We start from the raw sequence: 14,039 nt of genomic DNA on the forward strand, positions 1-14,039 counted from the left end.
CTCACCATTCCGCAGGTAGCGCTGTCCCGTCGATGATTTCGGCGAGGCGGCGGCGGGTGCCCGGCGTCGTCTTGTCAGGCAGGGCGGAGAGCGGGAAGAAGCGCGCTTCGGCGATCTCGTGATCTGGTTGCTTTGGCGCGCTCTGCGTGAAGGCGCGGACGATGAAGACGGCGACATGATCGCGGTCGGAGGCATGGCGGTTGAGGAAGACGCCGTGCAGCACAGCCGGAGCGGTCAGCGCGACGTTCGCTTCCTCGCGCAGCTCCTTGGCGACCGCGTCGGCCAGTGTCTCGTTCGGCTCAACGCCACCACCCGGCAGGTGCCAGCCGGGTGTGTAAGTGTGGCGCACCAGCAGGACCTCGCCGGCCTCGCTCAACACGGCGGCGCGCACACCGAGCGTCATGCCGCGGCGCAGGCGGAAATAGAGGTGCAGGCCGCGGCCGGCCAATCGCCGAAGCCCTCGCGGTGCCAATTCTATTCCTGCCGCGCCGGAGCGCGGTCCGGATCCATCCTCATTGCTCATGATTTGGGCAGATCCCAGCGTCGGGTTAATTCTTCATGCGTCAAATGCATATCAGAACTCTATTTCGCCTCTCGATATAACACAAACGCGCCTTATATGAGGGTTACAAACTTCGCATCACCGCTGGGGAATTGTCATGCTTCTCGCCTTCATCACTGCCCGTCTGAACGCCAAGCCCCGCTTCGTCTGGAAGCCGGCTGTCACTCTGACCGATCCGCGGATCGTTTCGGAGCTGATGGGTTCGGCCAACTGAGCCTTTCAGACTGCGTCATCTTCGCCCGTTGCCACCGTCACGCTTGACGCGGCGCGGACGTTGAAGGCAAGCGCTGGAGCGTGTTCACGCTCGCGCATCTCTCCGACCCGCATCTCGGGCCGCTGACCAAGTTCTCGCTGCGCGAGCTCATCGGCAAGCGCGCGACCGGATATGTCAACTGGCGACGCAAGCGCCGCCATGCCCATGACATGGAAATCCTCGGGCTGATCGTCGCCGACATCCTGGCGCAGAAGCCCGACCATATCGCCTGCACCGGCGATGTCTCCCATATCGGCCTGCCGACCGAGTTCAAGACGGCGCTCTCCTTCCTCGACACTCTGGGCCCACGCGACACCGTCAGTTTCGTGCCGGGCAATCACGATTGCTATGCCCGTTCGTCACTGTCGGCGCTGGCGCGCGAGCTCGCGCCCTGGTGTGCCAGCGATGGCGGCGAGGCCGGCTATCCCTGGTATCGCCAGCGCGGCCCGGTCGCGCTGATCGGGATGAATACCGGGATCCCGACCATGCCGCTGATGGCCACCGGGCGTGTCGGCTCGGCCCAGATCGCCGTCACCGAGACGCTGCTGGCGCGCGCCAAGGCCGATGGGCTGATCCGCGTCGTACTGATCCACCATCCGCCCTATGTCGGCGGTGCACGGCGCACGCGCGAGCTGGTCGATGCCGACGCCTTCGAGGCGATGCTGCGCCGGGTGGGGGCGGAGCTCGTCCTGCACGGCCACAATCATCGCTTCTCGCTGGCCTGGCGGCCGGGGCTCGATCATGACGTGCCGATCGTCGGCGTGCCCTCGGCTTCGATCGGCCTGCGCGGCGGCCATGGCGAGCTCGCCTGCTGGCACCTCCTGCGTATCGAGGGGCCGCCGACGGCCCCGATCATCAGCCTGGAGCGCCGTGCCTTCGATCTCGACGGCACGGTCAAGCTGCTGCAGTCGATGCCGCTGACGGGCGGCGGAATAGTTTAGCCGTCATTCTCGGGCGGAGCGAAGCGCAGACCCGAGAATCTCAGGACGAGAAGGCGCTGAGAGGAGCCTCCTCCGGCAAGAGATGCTCGGGTCAAGCCCGAGCATGACGTGCTCTTCAGCGTCAGACGCAGCGGCCGCCATCGACCGCCAGCACCGAGCCGGTCACCATCTCGGATTCATCCGAGCACAGGAACAGCGCCGCGTTGGCGATGTCCTGCGGCGTCGAGAAGCGGCCCCAGGGGATCGTCGCGGTGAAGGCCTTGCGCTTCTCCGGCGTGTCCTCGCCCATGAAGGTCGCGAGCAGCGGCGTCTCGCCGGCGACGGGGGCAATCGCGTTGACGCGGATGCGGTCAGGCGCGAGCTCGACCGCCATCGACTTCGAGAGCAGGTTCGCGGCGCCCTTCGAGCCGTTATACCAGGTCAGGCCGGGACGGGGGCGGACACCGGCGGTCGAGCCGATATTGAGGATGACGCCGCCGCCATGCTCGCGGAAATGCGGCACCGTCGCCTTGGCCATCAGGTAGATCGACTTGACGTTGACGTCGAAGACGCGGTCGAACTCGGCTTCGCTGACATCGAGCATCGGCTGGTTGCGATGGCTGATGCCGGCATTGTTGACGACGATGTCGAGGCGGCCGAAGCGCGCGATCACCTTCGCCACGGCGCTGTCGACGCTCTTGCCTTTGCCGACGTCGCAGGCGACCGCGAAGGCCTTGCGGCCGATCGCCTTCGCCGCTTCCTTCGCCTTGTTGCCATTGATGTCGAGCACGGCGACGCGGGCGCCCTCGCGCACGAAGGTCTCGGCGATGCCGAAGCCGAATCCTTGCGCCGCGCCGGTGATCAGCGCGGTCTTGCCCTTCAGTCTCATGGTGTTCCCTCGGAAAGCGTTTTGCCTATCGACTGTGAGGCGATTTGGCGGCCGAGATAAATACGCTTTCGCGATTGGCTGGATAGCGGAATTGTATGGGCTGCGCCGGCCGCCGCCTTACGCCTCGATCTCTTCGCGCAGCATCTCCAGCTCGAGCCAGCGCTCTTCGGTCTGGGCGATCTCGCGCGTGACCTCGTCGAGCCTTGCCGTCGCCTTGGCGAAGAGCTTGGGATCGCGGGTGTAGAGGTCCCCGGCCAGCGCCGCGTTGAGCTTGCCGGCCTCGGCCTGCAGCTTCTCGAGCTGCTGCGGCAGGGTCTTCAGTGCATGCTGCTCGTTGAAGGAGAGCTTGCGCTTCGCAGCAACTGCGCCGGCCGCTGGGGTGGGCGTCGGTGATGCCGCCGCTGCCGGCCCTTTCACCGGAACGGCCCGGACCTTGGCGCCGACGCCACGCCCGCGCTGGGCCAGCATGTCGGAATAGCCGCCGGCAAACTCGGTCCAGAGGCCGTCGCCATCCGAGATCAGGGTCGACGAGACGACGCGGTCGAGGAAGTCGCGGTCATGGCTGACGAGCAGTACGGTGCCGGCATAGTCGGCGAGCAGCTCCTGCAAGAGGTCGAGCGTCTCGATGTCGAGATCGTTGGTCGGCTCGTCGAGCACCAAGAGGTTGGAGGGCTTGGCGAGGGCGCGGGCCAGCATCAGCCGGCCACGTTCACCACCGGAGAGCGCGCCGACCGCGGTGCCGCGCTGGATCGGCTGGAACAGGAAGTCCTTCATGTAGCTGATGACGTGGCGTGGCGTGCCGCCGACCATGACCTGGTCCGAGCCGCCGCCGGTCAGCGCATCGCCGAGCGGCGTCGCCGGATCGAGGCTCTCGCGGCGCTGGTCGAGTGTCACCATTTCGAGCGTGGCGCCGAGCTTGACCTTGCCTGAGTCGGGCTTGAGCGCGCCGGTGAGCAGGTTGATCAGCGTCGTTTTGCCGGCGCCGTTGGGGCCGACGATGCCGATGCAGTCGCCGCGGGCGACACGCAGCGAGAAGTCCTTGACCACCGGCCGGCCGTCATAGGCCTTGGCGATGTCGACGGCCTCGATCACCAGCTTGCCCGAGGCCTGCGCCTCGCTCGCTTCGAGCCGGACCGAGCCGACGGCCTGGCGGGCGGTGCGGCGCTGCTCGCGCAAGCCATGCAGTTCGCCGAGCCTGCGCTGGTTGCGGGTACGCCGGGCGCTGACGCCATAGCGCAGCCAATCCTCCTCGCGGGCGATCTTGCGGTCGAGCTTGTGGCGGTCGAGCTCCTCCTGCGCCAGCACCTCGTCGCGCCAAGCCTCGAACTCGCCGAAGCCGCGCTCGACGCGCCGGGTCACGCCGCGGTCGAGCCAGATCGTGGCGCGCGAGAGTGAGCTCAGGAAGCGGCGGTCATGGCTGATCAGCACCATGGCCGAGCGCAGCGACTTCAGCTCCTGCTCGAGCCATTCGATGACCGGCAGGTCGAGATGGTTGGTCGGTTCGTCGAGCAAGAGGATATCGGGCTCGGGCGCGAGAACCCGGGCGAGTGCGGCGCGGCGCGATTCGCCACCTGACATGCTGGCGGGGTCTTCCTCGCCGGTCAGGCCCAGTTCCTCGATCAGGTATTGCGCGCGATAGGCATCGTCGCCGGGTCCCAGACCCGCCTCGACATAGGACAGCGAGGTCTTGTAGCCGGAGAAATCGGGCTCCTGCGGCAGATAGCGGATAGTCGCGCCCGGCTGGACGAAGCGCTCGGCGCTGTCGGGCTCGACCAGCCCAGCCACGATCTTGAGCAAGGTCGACTTGCCGGAGCCGTTGCGGCCGACCAGGCAGACCCGTTCGCCGGCCGAGACGGCGATCTCGGCGCCCTCCAGCAAGGGCTGGCCGCCGAAGGTGAGCGCGACGTCGCGAAGATGAAGGAGAGGAGCCATGGGGCGGGGGATAGACTGCGGCGGCGCCGCTGTCACCCTGCCGGGTCTTGCCGGTTGATCTGGCTTGATCCACTATGAGGTCGAATTTGTCTCTCATATGAGATGATGGTCATGAGACAGCCGGCTCTCCGCAAGCCCCGCATTGCACGCATCGGCGACAATGGCGGCCCGCCGCTGGAAGAGAAGAAGCGCAAGCCGGCAACCGAGAAGGGCAAGATCGGCCATTCCTTCGACTGGCGCTTCGCCCATCGCAAGGCCTGGAAGAAGCCACGCGAGATCGCGCTCAGGCGTCAGGAACGGGCCGAGGCGCTCGGCCTCACCTATGAGGAATATACGCTCGAAGTGCTGGAGCGCGGTTATTTCCCGCAGGAGCAGCATGTCGAGACCATCGTCGCCAAGCGACCGCAGCGGCGGCGCGACGGCGGCGTGGTCGGGCAATCGCTGAAGGGGATGCGGTTGAAGAAGTAGGATGCGTCATTGCGAGGAGCGCAGCGACGAAGCAATCAGGGGCATGGAGCGCTGCCGCTCCTGGATTGCTTCGCTCCGCTCGCAATGACGATTTAGGCCCGCAGCGTCCGCCGCAGGACCTTGGTCATTGGGCGCTCGAACCAGCGGTAGACCGCCAAGGCTGCCAGCACGGCCGCCACCAGTGCCAGCACGATGAAGAGACCGGTCGCGCTCGGTGCGAGACGTGCGAAAATCTCGCGGAGCGCCCGCATGGCGAAGGGATGGACAAGGTATAGCGCGTAGGATGCATCGCCCAGAACTGCCAGCGAGCGCACTAGCGCCGAAGGGGCGGTGACATTGCGACCGCAGGCCGCGGCGGTGACCAGAAGCAGCGCTGCCGGGCCGCGCAGGGCGACGGCGCCCCACGAGGTCTGCGCCCAGCCATCGCCGGCCGCGATCACAAACAGTGCGACCCCGACCGCCGCCATTAGCCAGCGCAGGCGGCCGTCGAGCCTGAGACCCCCCTGGCGGAGCAGGCCGACCGCCATGCCGGCAGCGAATTCGAGCACGATCGGCTGGCCCCAGAAGCCGAAGGGCAGGGCGAGCGGTCCGGCCAGGGTCTGCGCTCCGACCAGTCCAGCGAGCGCGACGGTAACCAGAGGCACGACCAGCCGGCCCGGCGCGAGCAGCGCGGCGCCGAACAGGGCGTAGAACAGCATCTCGTAGTTCAGCGTCCAGCCGAGCGAATAGATCGGCTGGAGCTCGTTCGCGGCGTTCGCCATCGGCCAGAACAGATAGGAGGCGGCGATCTGCGTAAGACTCGGCACCTCGGAATTGACTAGCGCGGGCGAGGCGAGGAGCACGGCGAGAAAGAGCGTGGTCGCGGCCCAGTAGAGCGGCACGATGCGCGCGATGCGTCGGGTAATGAACAGTCGTGCGCCATCAGGCTTGTCGAACAGCCCCGTCGAGGAGTGCACCATGATGAAGCCGGAGATGACGAAGAACAGGTCGACGCCGGCGGTCCAGGGCAAAGCATGCGAAGGCGTGAAGCTGGTGCCGGCCTTTGCTGCGAGGAAGCCGGCATCACCCTGGACGTGATGGACAGCGACCATCAGCGCTGCGAGAGCGCGCAGGACCTGGATGCCATAGAGCTGGGGCAAAGTGGGAATCGTCTTCGAAAGAGGTTCAGGTGAGCGCGGCTGCGCTCAGCCAAACCACAAGCGCGCGGGATCGTCGAGGCCAAAGCGGCCGGGCGCAGCGGCGATGGCGGCAAGGCCCTGTTCGGCCGGGTCGTCAGCGGTGATGACGTTGAGGGCGAAGCGGGCGGCAAGATCCTCGACCGGCGGCTTGCCGGCGAAGACAGCATGGATCGTCGCCTTGTCGGCGAGCGGCAGGATGCGCGGCGCTATGCCGCCGGCGAGATAGACCCCGCCCGTCGCCTTGAAGCCGAGCGCGAGATCGCCGGCGACGCGGGCCAGCAGCCGCCAGAAGCAGACGACCGCCATCAGCGCACCGGGATTGCCGTCGAGCGCGAGCGCGGAGACGTCGGCGGCGCTGACATCGGGTTCCGCCACGTCGGACTGGCGCGTCACCGCCCGGTGGAAGCGGATGAGGCCGCTGCCGCTGAGCAGTTCCTCGATCGTGACGCGTGGCAAGCCCTCGGCCAGAGCAGGCCAGAGCTTCACCTCGGTCGGGTCCTCGGGGCCGATGCCGATATGGCCGGACTCGGTCGGCACCAGCATGCCGGTGTCACCGCGCCGCAAAAGGGCGGCAGCGCCGAAGCCGGTGCCGGGGCCGAGCACAAGGCGTGGGCCTTCGGGCTCCGGCTGGCCGCGGACGAGATTGACTAGGTCACGGTCCCTCAAGACCGCCAGCGAGGCCGCCAGCGCCTCGAAATCATTGACCAGCAATCCCTGCTCGAAGCCGAGCGCGCGGCCGAGTACCGGACCGTCGAAATGCCAGCTGGCATTGGTGAGCTGCGCCTTGCGCCCATCGAGCGGACCGGCGACGGCGAGGATCGCCGAGCGCGGCTTCACCGTCAGCGTCGAGAGCACCGAGCCGAGCGCCGCCTCGGGTGTCGGATGCGCGCCTGTGCTGATCCGGGCCAACGGCTCATGCAGCGCGCCGGGCGTCGGCACCAGTGAGAGCCGGCAATTGGTGCCGCCGATATCGGCGACGAGGACCGGGTGAGGGAATCTTGAGCCGCTCACGCGTGCTTCTTCCACGGCGAGAACCAGCCGAGGCCTTCGAGTGTGCCGGCGCGCGGGCGATATTCACAGCCGACGAAGCCGGGATAGCCGAGCGAATCGAGTTGGGTGAACAGGGCGGGATAGTCGGGTTTCGTGCCATCGGGCTCGTGCCGGCCCTCGGCATTGGCGATCTGGACATGGCCGACCAGCGGGTAGAGCGCCTCCAGCCGCGCGCCGACATCGCCATGGATCAGCTCGCAATGATACATGTCGAACTGCAGCTTGACGTTCGGCCGGCCGGATTCGCGAACGTAAGCTGCGGCCTGGTCGAAATCGTTGAGGAAATAGCCCGGCATGTCCTTGCCGTTGATCGGCTCGAGCAAGAGGTCGACGCCGTGCTCGCCGAGCTTGTCGGCGGCATAGGCGAGCGAGGCGCGATAGGCCTTTTGCGCCGCCGGATCGTTCGGATCGGTGAGGCCCGCCATCATGTGCACGCGCTTGACGCCGGTCTCGTGGACATAGGCGAGAGCGGTGTCGACGCCGGTGCGGAACTCGTCCTCGCGGCCGGGCAGGGCTGCCATGCCGCGCTCGCCCTTGGCCCAGTCGCCGGGCGGCAGGTTGAACAGCGCCTGCTCGAGCTGGCCGCCGGCGAGCGCAAGGCCGACCTTCTCGGGCGCATGCTCATAGGGGAAGAGGAATTCCACCGCCTCGAAGCCGGCCTCGGCGGCCGCCTTGAAGCGGTCGAGGAACTCCCACTCGTTGAACATCATCGAGAGATTGGCGGCAAAGCGCGGCATGGACAGTCTCGTCAGTCAGATTGTGGGCGGCAGGCTAGCCCGTTCGGGTGGGCACGTCATTGGTAACCTGTAGGGCGCGGGACAGTTCCGCGTTCTTAGCCACCGAGCAGATGCGGCAGCGACGAGGCCAGCAGCGCGACGCCCGACAGCGTCAGCAGGGTCAGCACGATGCGGCGGAAGGCCTGCTCGCTGATGCCGATATAGAGCCGCCCTCCGAGGAGCGTCGGGATCAACATCGCCGGTGCGACGATGGCGAAAGCCGGCCACATCGAACGCGTGACGTTTCCCGCCAGCACATAGCCCAGCATGGTGGCGGCGAGCATGGTCAGGTTGAAGTTCTGGACGATGGAGCGTTGCACATCCTTGTCCATGCGCCGCAGCGAGCACCACAGCGTCGGCAGCACGCCGGTGAAGCCGCCGAAGCCGCCCATGATGCCTCCCATCAAGCCGATCGACCCGTTCGCCAGGCGCCCGCCGAAGCGGACTGGCGGCAGATGCGGGGCGAACAGCATGATCGGACACCACACGGCGAGCAGGATACCGAGCCCGGCCTTGAACAGGTTGGCGTCGACCAGCGGCAGGAGCAGGACGCCGACCGGGATGCCGGCGAGGCCGCCGAGCAGGAAAGGCCAGAGCCGGGCGAAGTCGAAGCCGCGGCGCACGGTCAGCGCCGCGATCGTCTGGCCGGTCAGCCCGCCGAACACGGCCATGACGGCAGCGAGCTTCGGATCGAGCGTCCAGGCCCAGACCGACATGGCGACGAGGCTGAAGGCGAAGCCGGAGAGCCCCTGCACGAAGCCGGCCAGCACCGCGCCAAGCACGAGGCTCGCGATCGGGATGTCCATCAGCTGCCCCCGCAGTGCCTTCAGGCCGAGTGCGCTGGGCTCACTTCTTCGCCTCCGGCTTGGCCGGCGGGTTGGGATCTTTCGAGAAGCTGCGGAAGAGCATGTCGGGCGAGGAGGTGTTGTGGCGCGAATGGGTGGTGCGGCCCATCCAGACATCGGTAGCCTTGCCGCCGGTGAAGGGCATCAGCGCCTCCTCGCGCCAGCCCTTGGCGCCGGGCTCGCGGATGGCGATGCGGGCGACGTCGTTGTTGAACTCGGTGACATACATCGAGCGCAGCGCGGCGAAGGCCTTGCCGCCGGTCACCGGCTTGTCGAGCACGGCGTCGAGGACCATGCGGTTCTCGTCAACGCTGTCGAGCTTGAGCGTGCCGGACGAGCCATCCTTGAAGGCGAGCTTGAAGGAGAGCGTTTTGGGGTCGAAGGCGATCTCCCTGATGTTCACAACCGGCCGGGCGCCGTCCTGCTCGACCGGGCCGAACAGGAAGGAAGAGCCGTAAGCCGCGGCCGAGAGCTGCTGCGGCGGCAGCGGCCGGACGCGCCAGTAGCCGTCCTGCGGGTAGACGACCAGCACCTCATAGGAGCCGGTCTTGCCGAGCTTCCAGAGCTGGACGAGATGCAGGCCCTTCTCGACGCGGTCTCCAACCCGGAAGGTCGTCTCGGCCGGGCGCCAGAAGCTCTCGAAGGTGTAGCCGACCAGCCAGTACTCGATGCTCTCGTAGAAGGTGATGCGCTGCGGCGGTACCGGCGCCTTGTGGACGGGATCGCCGCTCATGTCGCAATCGGTCCAGTCGGCGTCCCAGTTGTCGCGCAGCAGCCCGGCGATATAGGCCGGATGCGCCGCCTCGATGCGGAAGCGCCTGACCTCCGGCGAGATCGCCTTGATGGTGACGTTGTCCTTCTCGGCGCAGGCGACCTGCTCCGACTCGTTCTTGACCTCGACGGCGACGTCGCCCGCAGCATGGGCCGCGATGGAGGAGACGAGCAGGGCAAACGACAAGGCGAGCGGGCGGGCGAGACTGAGCATGGCCATCCTTGAGCAGGTGGGTTCGCGATCAGCCTGGGCCGGGCGAGATGAACGCAGGCTGAGCTGCCTCATAGAGCTGACCGGCGCAGGATGAAAGCGCGACAACGGCGCAGCTTCCGCTGCGGGCCGAAGCACGCTCATATCGGACGGCGTGATGCGGGGATGGTCGTCGATGCAGATGCAGCTGCTGGCCGCCGGCCTGCTGATGATCCTGATCGGCATCGCCCATTCGGCGATTGGCGAGATACTGATCTTCCGGCAGTTGCGAGCAGGGACGATCGTGCCGTTGCTCGCGCCGCAGCCCCTGCGCGAGCGGCATCTGCGCATCCTCTGGGCGAACTGGCATCTTTGCTCGGTGCTGGGCTGGGGGCTGGCGGCGCTGCTGATTCTGTTCGCCAGGTCGCCCGATCTGCCGGCGCACGCGCTTCACATACGGATCATCGCGATCGCGACCTTCGCCGGCTCGATGCTGGTGCTGTTCGCGACCAAAGGCCGGCATCCGGGCTGGCTCGGCCTGCTGGTCGCGGCCGTGCTCGCTTGGCTGGGGCAGAGCGGCGCTTAGGCGAGGTCAGCGCGACAGCAGCGCGTAGACGTCGCCGGAATTGGCCTCGTGCGGCAGGTCGCGGATATGGGCGCGCATCGCTTCGGCATCGACCGCTTCGGGGAAGACAAGTGCCTGGCTCTCGCCAAGCGCGACGTTGAAGCGATAGGGGCCGAGCGCGACGAGCCTGTCGAGACAGGCTTCGGCGACATCGCGCTGGATGGTGGTGAATTCGAAGGAGAGGGCGGGCGGCGTCTGGCCGAGGCCGGCGAGCACATTCGCCTCGAAGCCCTCGACGTCGATCTTGATGAAGACGGGCAGGCCGTATTCGCCGATCAGCGCATCGAGCGTGGTGCAGGGCACGATGAGCTCGCGATCCCAGACCTGCTCGCGCCAGCCATCCTGGCCCTGCGCCGCGTCGACGAACTCGCCCGAGAGGGTCGAGACCGTCGGGTTGGCGCTGTTGATCCTGAGCGTCGCGCTGCCTGCGCTGTCGCCGCAGGCGGCCTCGACCAGCGTCACCTTCGGATCACGGCCATGGATCAGGTGGAGCGCCCGGGCCGGGCCGGGCTGCGGCTCGAGCGCGACGACGCGCGCGCCGAGCCGGCGGAAGGAGGAGATGCGGTCGCCGACATGGGCGCCGATGTCGAAGGCGAGATCGCCCGGCCGCAGGAAGCGGGCATAGAGCGAGTCCATCGCGACCTTGCGGACATGGTCGCCATGGTAGACGCGCAGCGAGCGCGCTACGCTTTTTGCCGTGCCTTTGGGATAGGCGACCGGCTTCATCGGGCGTCGCCGCCCTGGATCGCGACGATCTCGGCCGGCGGGTCGAAATCCTCGGGAATACCGCAGAGACCCGAGCGGACGAACAGGGCGCCCAGCGCCGGCGCCGCGGTCAGCATGGCAAAGGGGATGGCGAGGATGTAGCCGGCGGTCAGCGGCAGCGACCAAATGAGAACGGTCGGCGACAGCACGGCGAGCGTGCCGAAGATGTAGAGCCCGAAGAGCAGATGCGGCCAGAGGCCGGCGAAGGCGGTGGCGAAGGAGAGGGCATGGGCATCGCGCGCCTGGCCGTTCCAGCCGATCTTCGCCTTGCCGAAGGCGAGGCCGATCATGAACAGCGTCGTCCGGAAGGTCGAGACGGCGCCCTGCAGGAAGGCGAAGATGATCTCGATCAGCGAGGAGACGACGAAGCGCAAGGTGCCGCCATAGCGCAGCGTGCCACCCTTGGTCAGCAGGATATCGGCGAAGCCGGCGAGCTTCGGCGAGAGGTACATCGTGAAGAACAGCACATAGAGGAAGGCGGCGAAGCCGGCGGGGTAATTGGCGATGGCGCGATCCTCCAGCACCTTCAGGGGCAAGAGCGCGATCATCAGCGTCCAGGCCGGCAGGCCGATGAACATCAGGATCGCCCAGGCGAGCTGGAAGCGGCTCATCGCCTTGAGGCCGGGGATGTCCATGATCTTGAGGTACTGCAGATTGCCGAGGCACCAGCGCAGGTCGCGCCGGGCGAATTCGAGCATGGTCGGCGGGTTCTCCTCCCAGCTGCCGGCCTCGACCGGGAGCACGCGGACCTCGTAGCCGGCGCGGCGCATCAGCGTCGCCTCGACCTGGTCGTGGCTCATGATCGGTCCGCCGAGCGGCGGCCCGCCCGGCACGGTCGGCAGATGGCAATGATCGCGGAAGGGCGCGATCCGCACCATGGCGTTGTGACCCCAGAACGGGCCGCATTCGCCGATCCACCAGGCCGAGCCCATGGTGTAGGGCCGCATGCCGTGGCGCATGCCGAACTGGAAGATGCGGGCGAAGGCCGATTTGCTCGGCATGCCGACGACGAGGCTCTGCAGGATGCCGAGCTTCGGATAGGCCTGCATCATCCGGGCGAGCTTCACGATGGCGTCGCCAGACATGACGCTGTCGGCGTCAAGCGGCAGCATCAGCTCGTAGCGATCGCCCCAGCGCTCGCAGAAATCGCGGACATTGCCGGCCTTGTAGCCGGCATTGTCGCTGCGGCGGCGATAGACGACGGTGCAATCCTCGCCGGCGTCGCGGGAGAGCTCGGCCGCAAGCGCCTCTTCGCGGGCGGCAACCGCGGGGTCATTCGTGTCGGAGAGCACGAAGTAATCGAACCAACCGCCTTCGCCGGTGGCGTTGACGCTGTCCTTGACGATGCGCAGTCGCGCGAAGGCGCGGGCGGGGTCTTCGTTGCGCAGCGTCATCAGCACGGCGGTGCGGACGGTGAGTGGCGTCTGCGCCTCACTGGCTGCGGCGAAGGGCGCAACCTGATCGAGCCCGTCCTTGGTGCCATGCAGCAGCCAGAGCCCGATCACGGCGTTCCAGAAGCCGAGCACGGTCCAGGGCGCGCCGAACAGGAAGGCGATGAAGATCGCGATGTCGGCGAGGCTCCAGCCGCCGGCCGAGAGCATGCGCGACAGGCCGTAGAGTAGCGCCACCAGCGTGACGAGGTTCAGGGCCGCGACGAGCCAGCGCCGCGCCCGCAGGGTGGAGAAGGACTGCAGCCCCGCTGGCGTCAGCCTGGTGTCCTCTTGCGCCGCCGCCTGGAACGTGGTCGGAGCGGGACGCTGGTTCATGGCGGTTTCCGTCATGGGCTCATCAGGCTGGCGGGGAACGGCGCGGAGGGCGATGCGTGGTAAAGCCGGCAATTGCGAATGAAGCAAGCGCGCAGGCGACCGCGCTCTGGTATGCCGCCGCGCGTGAATGCGTCCTGAACGCGGAAGAGTTGCCTGCGCCTGCGCCAGGCGACTGCCTTGTGCGCACGCTTTGGAGCGGCATCAGCCGCGGGACCGAAAGGCTGGTCTTCGACGGCCGTGTGCCCGAGAGCGAATATGAGCGCATGCGAGCCCCCCTTCAGCAGGGCGCGTTCCCGTTCCCGGTGAAATACGGCTACTGCGCCGTCGGCATTGTGGATGCGGGGCCGGCCGAGCTGCTCGGCAAGCGGGTTTTCTGCCTGCATCCGCATCAGGACCGCTTCGTCGTGCCGGCGGACCGCGTGGCGTTGGTGCCCGAAAGCGTCCCGATGCGGCGTGCCGTGCTTGCCGCGAACATGGAAACCGCGCTCAACGCACATTGGGATGCCGGCTCGGGGCCAGCCGACCGCATCGTCGTGGTCGGTGGCGGCGTGCTCGGTCTGCTCGTTGCATACCTCGCAGCGAGGCTGCCGGGTGCGGAGGTGACGCTGGTCGATCTCGACGACAGCCGTGCCGAAATCGCTGCCTCGCTGGGCTGCCGGTTCGCGTTGCCGGCGGACTGTCCGCAGGATGCCGATGTTGTCTTCCATGCCAGCGCCAGCGCTGCCGGCCTCGCCACCGCGATCGGTGCAGCCGGCTTCGAGGCACGGATCGTCGAATTGAGCTGGTATGGCGAAGGCAGCGTTGCGGCACCGCTTGGCGGTGCTTTCCATGCCCGACGCCTGCAGCTCGTTTCCTCCCAGGTCGGGCAGGTTTCGCCTTCGCGGCGGGCGCGCTTCGATTATGCGCGACGGGCCAATGCCGCGCTGGCGCTGCTGGCCGACGCGCGGCTCGATGCGCTGATCACGGACGAGATCGCGTTCAGAGATGCGCCTTCGCGATTGCCGGCGCTGTTCGCCGGCGCAGGGCTGACGGCGGTTCTGCGCTATTGA

General features: G+C 67.4%; 14 protein-coding genes. 4 read left to right on the forward strand and 10 right to left on the reverse strand.

Features of this window, described 5'->3' with window-relative positions; all coding sequences use genetic code 11:
• Position 1: 1 nt before the first annotated feature.
• Positions 2 to 403, reverse strand: coding sequence for an NUDIX domain-containing protein (locus BLM15_RS00205; RefSeq protein ID WP_236846818.1), 402 nt, complete (start codon positions 401 to 403; stop codon positions 2 to 4).
• 453 nt (positions 404 to 856) lie between these two features.
• Here BLM15_RS00205 and BLM15_RS00210 point away from each other — a divergent pair, with 453 nt between their 5' ends.
• Positions 857 to 1,756 carry a metallophosphoesterase family protein gene (locus BLM15_RS00210; protein WP_126109245.1) on the forward strand — a complete coding sequence of 300 codons (900 nt, stop codon included), beginning with the start codon at positions 857 to 859 and terminating at the stop codon, positions 1,754 to 1,756.
• A 121-nt stretch (positions 1,757 to 1,877) separates the two neighbouring features.
• Here BLM15_RS00210 and BLM15_RS00215 read toward each other — a convergent pair whose 3' ends face one another.
• Positions 1,878 to 2,624 carry a glucose 1-dehydrogenase gene (locus tag BLM15_RS00215; RefSeq protein WP_126109247.1) on the reverse strand — a complete coding sequence of 249 codons (747 nt, stop codon included), beginning with the start codon at positions 2,622 to 2,624 and terminating at the stop codon, positions 1,878 to 1,880.
• A 117-nt stretch (positions 2,625 to 2,741) separates the two neighbouring features.
• Positions 2,742 to 4,556 carry an ABC-F family ATP-binding cassette domain-containing protein gene (locus BLM15_RS00220; RefSeq protein ID WP_126109249.1) on the reverse strand — a complete coding sequence of 605 codons (1,815 nt, stop codon included), beginning with the start codon at positions 4,554 to 4,556 and terminating at the stop codon, positions 2,742 to 2,744.
• Positions 4,557 to 4,667: 111 nt separating this feature from the next.
• Here BLM15_RS00220 and BLM15_RS00225 point away from each other — a divergent pair, with 111 nt between their 5' ends.
• Positions 4,668 to 5,024 (forward strand): hypothetical protein, encoded by a 357-nt coding sequence (locus BLM15_RS00225; protein ID WP_126109251.1) that lies wholly within the window; start codon positions 4,668 to 4,670, stop codon positions 5,022 to 5,024.
• A gap of 92 nt (positions 5,025 to 5,116) precedes the next feature.
• Here BLM15_RS00225 and BLM15_RS00230 read toward each other — a convergent pair whose 3' ends face one another.
• The 5 genes from BLM15_RS00230 to BLM15_RS00250 form a co-directional block, all read right to left on the reverse strand.
• Positions 5,117 to 6,163: an acyltransferase family protein gene (locus BLM15_RS00230; RefSeq protein WP_236846469.1), complete on the reverse strand. Its 1,047-nt coding sequence runs from the start codon at positions 6,161 to 6,163 to the stop codon at positions 5,117 to 5,119.
• 45 nt (positions 6,164 to 6,208) lie between these two features.
• On the reverse strand, positions 6,209 to 7,213 hold the full coding sequence (locus tag BLM15_RS00235) for a glucokinase (protein WP_164547344.1): 1,005 nt from the start codon (positions 7,211 to 7,213) through the stop codon (positions 6,209 to 6,211).
• Positions 7,210 to 7,989: a 2-oxo-tetronate isomerase gene (gene otnI, locus BLM15_RS00240; RefSeq protein WP_126109255.1), complete on the reverse strand. Its 780-nt coding sequence runs from the start codon at positions 7,987 to 7,989 to the stop codon at positions 7,210 to 7,212. Before otnI ends, BLM15_RS00235 begins: the two co-directional genes overlap by 4 nt.
• 95 nt (positions 7,990 to 8,084) lie before the next feature.
• Positions 8,085 to 8,834, reverse strand: coding sequence for a sulfite exporter TauE/SafE family protein (locus tag BLM15_RS00245; protein WP_126109257.1), 750 nt, complete (start codon positions 8,832 to 8,834; stop codon positions 8,085 to 8,087).
• A 40-nt stretch (positions 8,835 to 8,874) separates the two neighbouring features.
• Positions 8,875 to 9,858: a hypothetical protein gene (locus tag BLM15_RS00250; protein WP_126109259.1), complete on the reverse strand. Its 984-nt coding sequence runs from the start codon at positions 9,856 to 9,858 to the stop codon at positions 8,875 to 8,877.
• Between the two features lie 172 nt (positions 9,859 to 10,030).
• Between BLM15_RS00250 and BLM15_RS00255 the strand changes: the two genes are divergently transcribed.
• Positions 10,031 to 10,420, forward strand: coding sequence for a hypothetical protein (locus BLM15_RS00255; RefSeq protein WP_126109261.1), 390 nt, complete (start codon positions 10,031 to 10,033; stop codon positions 10,418 to 10,420).
• A 6-nt stretch (positions 10,421 to 10,426) separates the two neighbouring features.
• On the opposite strand, the gene BLM15_RS00260 is transcribed toward BLM15_RS00255, so the two are convergent.
• Positions 10,427 to 11,185: an FkbM family methyltransferase gene (locus tag BLM15_RS00260; RefSeq protein WP_126109263.1), complete on the reverse strand. Its 759-nt coding sequence runs from the start codon at positions 11,183 to 11,185 to the stop codon at positions 10,427 to 10,429.
• Positions 11,182 to 12,990, reverse strand: coding sequence for a glucans biosynthesis glucosyltransferase MdoH (gene mdoH / locus BLM15_RS00265; RefSeq protein WP_236846470.1), 1,809 nt, complete (start codon positions 12,988 to 12,990; stop codon positions 11,182 to 11,184). Before mdoH ends, BLM15_RS00260 begins: the two co-directional genes overlap by 4 nt.
• A gap of 179 nt (positions 12,991 to 13,169) precedes the next feature.
• On the opposite strand from mdoH, the gene BLM15_RS00270 reads away from it, so the two are divergent.
• Positions 13,170 to 14,039 (forward strand): zinc-dependent alcohol dehydrogenase, encoded by an 870-nt coding sequence (locus tag BLM15_RS00270; RefSeq protein WP_335904813.1) that lies wholly within the window; start codon positions 13,170 to 13,172, stop codon positions 14,037 to 14,039.

The sequence above is a fragment of the Bosea sp. Tri-49 genome (assembly GCF_003952665.1).
GTDB lineage: Bacteria > Pseudomonadota > Alphaproteobacteria > Rhizobiales > Beijerinckiaceae > Allobosea.

Coding starts and splice junctions, on each gene's coding strand:
- BLM15_RS00205 (WP_236846818.1), bottom strand. CDS start 403: ATGACGCTCGGTGTGCGCGCCGCCGTGTTGAGCGAGGCCGGCGAGGTC.
- BLM15_RS00215 (WP_126109247.1), bottom strand. CDS start 2,624: ATGAGACTGAAGGGCAAGACCGCGCTGATCACCGGCGCGGCGCAAGGA.
- BLM15_RS00220 (WP_126109249.1), bottom strand. CDS start 4,556: ATGGCTCCTCTCCTTCATCTTCGCGACGTCGCGCTCACCTTCGGCGGC.
- BLM15_RS00225 (WP_126109251.1), top strand. CDS start 4,668: ATGAGACAGCCGGCTCTCCGCAAGCCCCGCATTGCACGCATCGGCGAC.
- otnI (WP_126109255.1), bottom strand. CDS start 7,989: ATGCCGCGCTTTGCCGCCAATCTCTCGATGATGTTCAACGAGTGGGAG.
- BLM15_RS00245 (WP_126109257.1), bottom strand. CDS start 8,834: ATGGACATCCCGATCGCGAGCCTCGTGCTTGGCGCGGTGCTGGCCGGC.
- BLM15_RS00250 (WP_126109259.1), bottom strand. CDS start 9,858: ATGCTCAGTCTCGCCCGCCCGCTCGCCTTGTCGTTTGCCCTGCTCGTC.
- BLM15_RS00255 (WP_126109261.1), top strand. CDS start 10,031: ATGCAGATGCAGCTGCTGGCCGCCGGCCTGCTGATGATCCTGATCGGC.
- BLM15_RS00260 (WP_126109263.1), bottom strand. CDS start 11,185: ATGAAGCCGGTCGCCTATCCCAAAGGCACGGCAAAAAGCGTAGCGCGC.
- mdoH (WP_236846470.1), bottom strand. CDS start 12,990: ATGAACCAGCGTCCCGCTCCGACCACGTTCCAGGCGGCGGCGCAAGAG.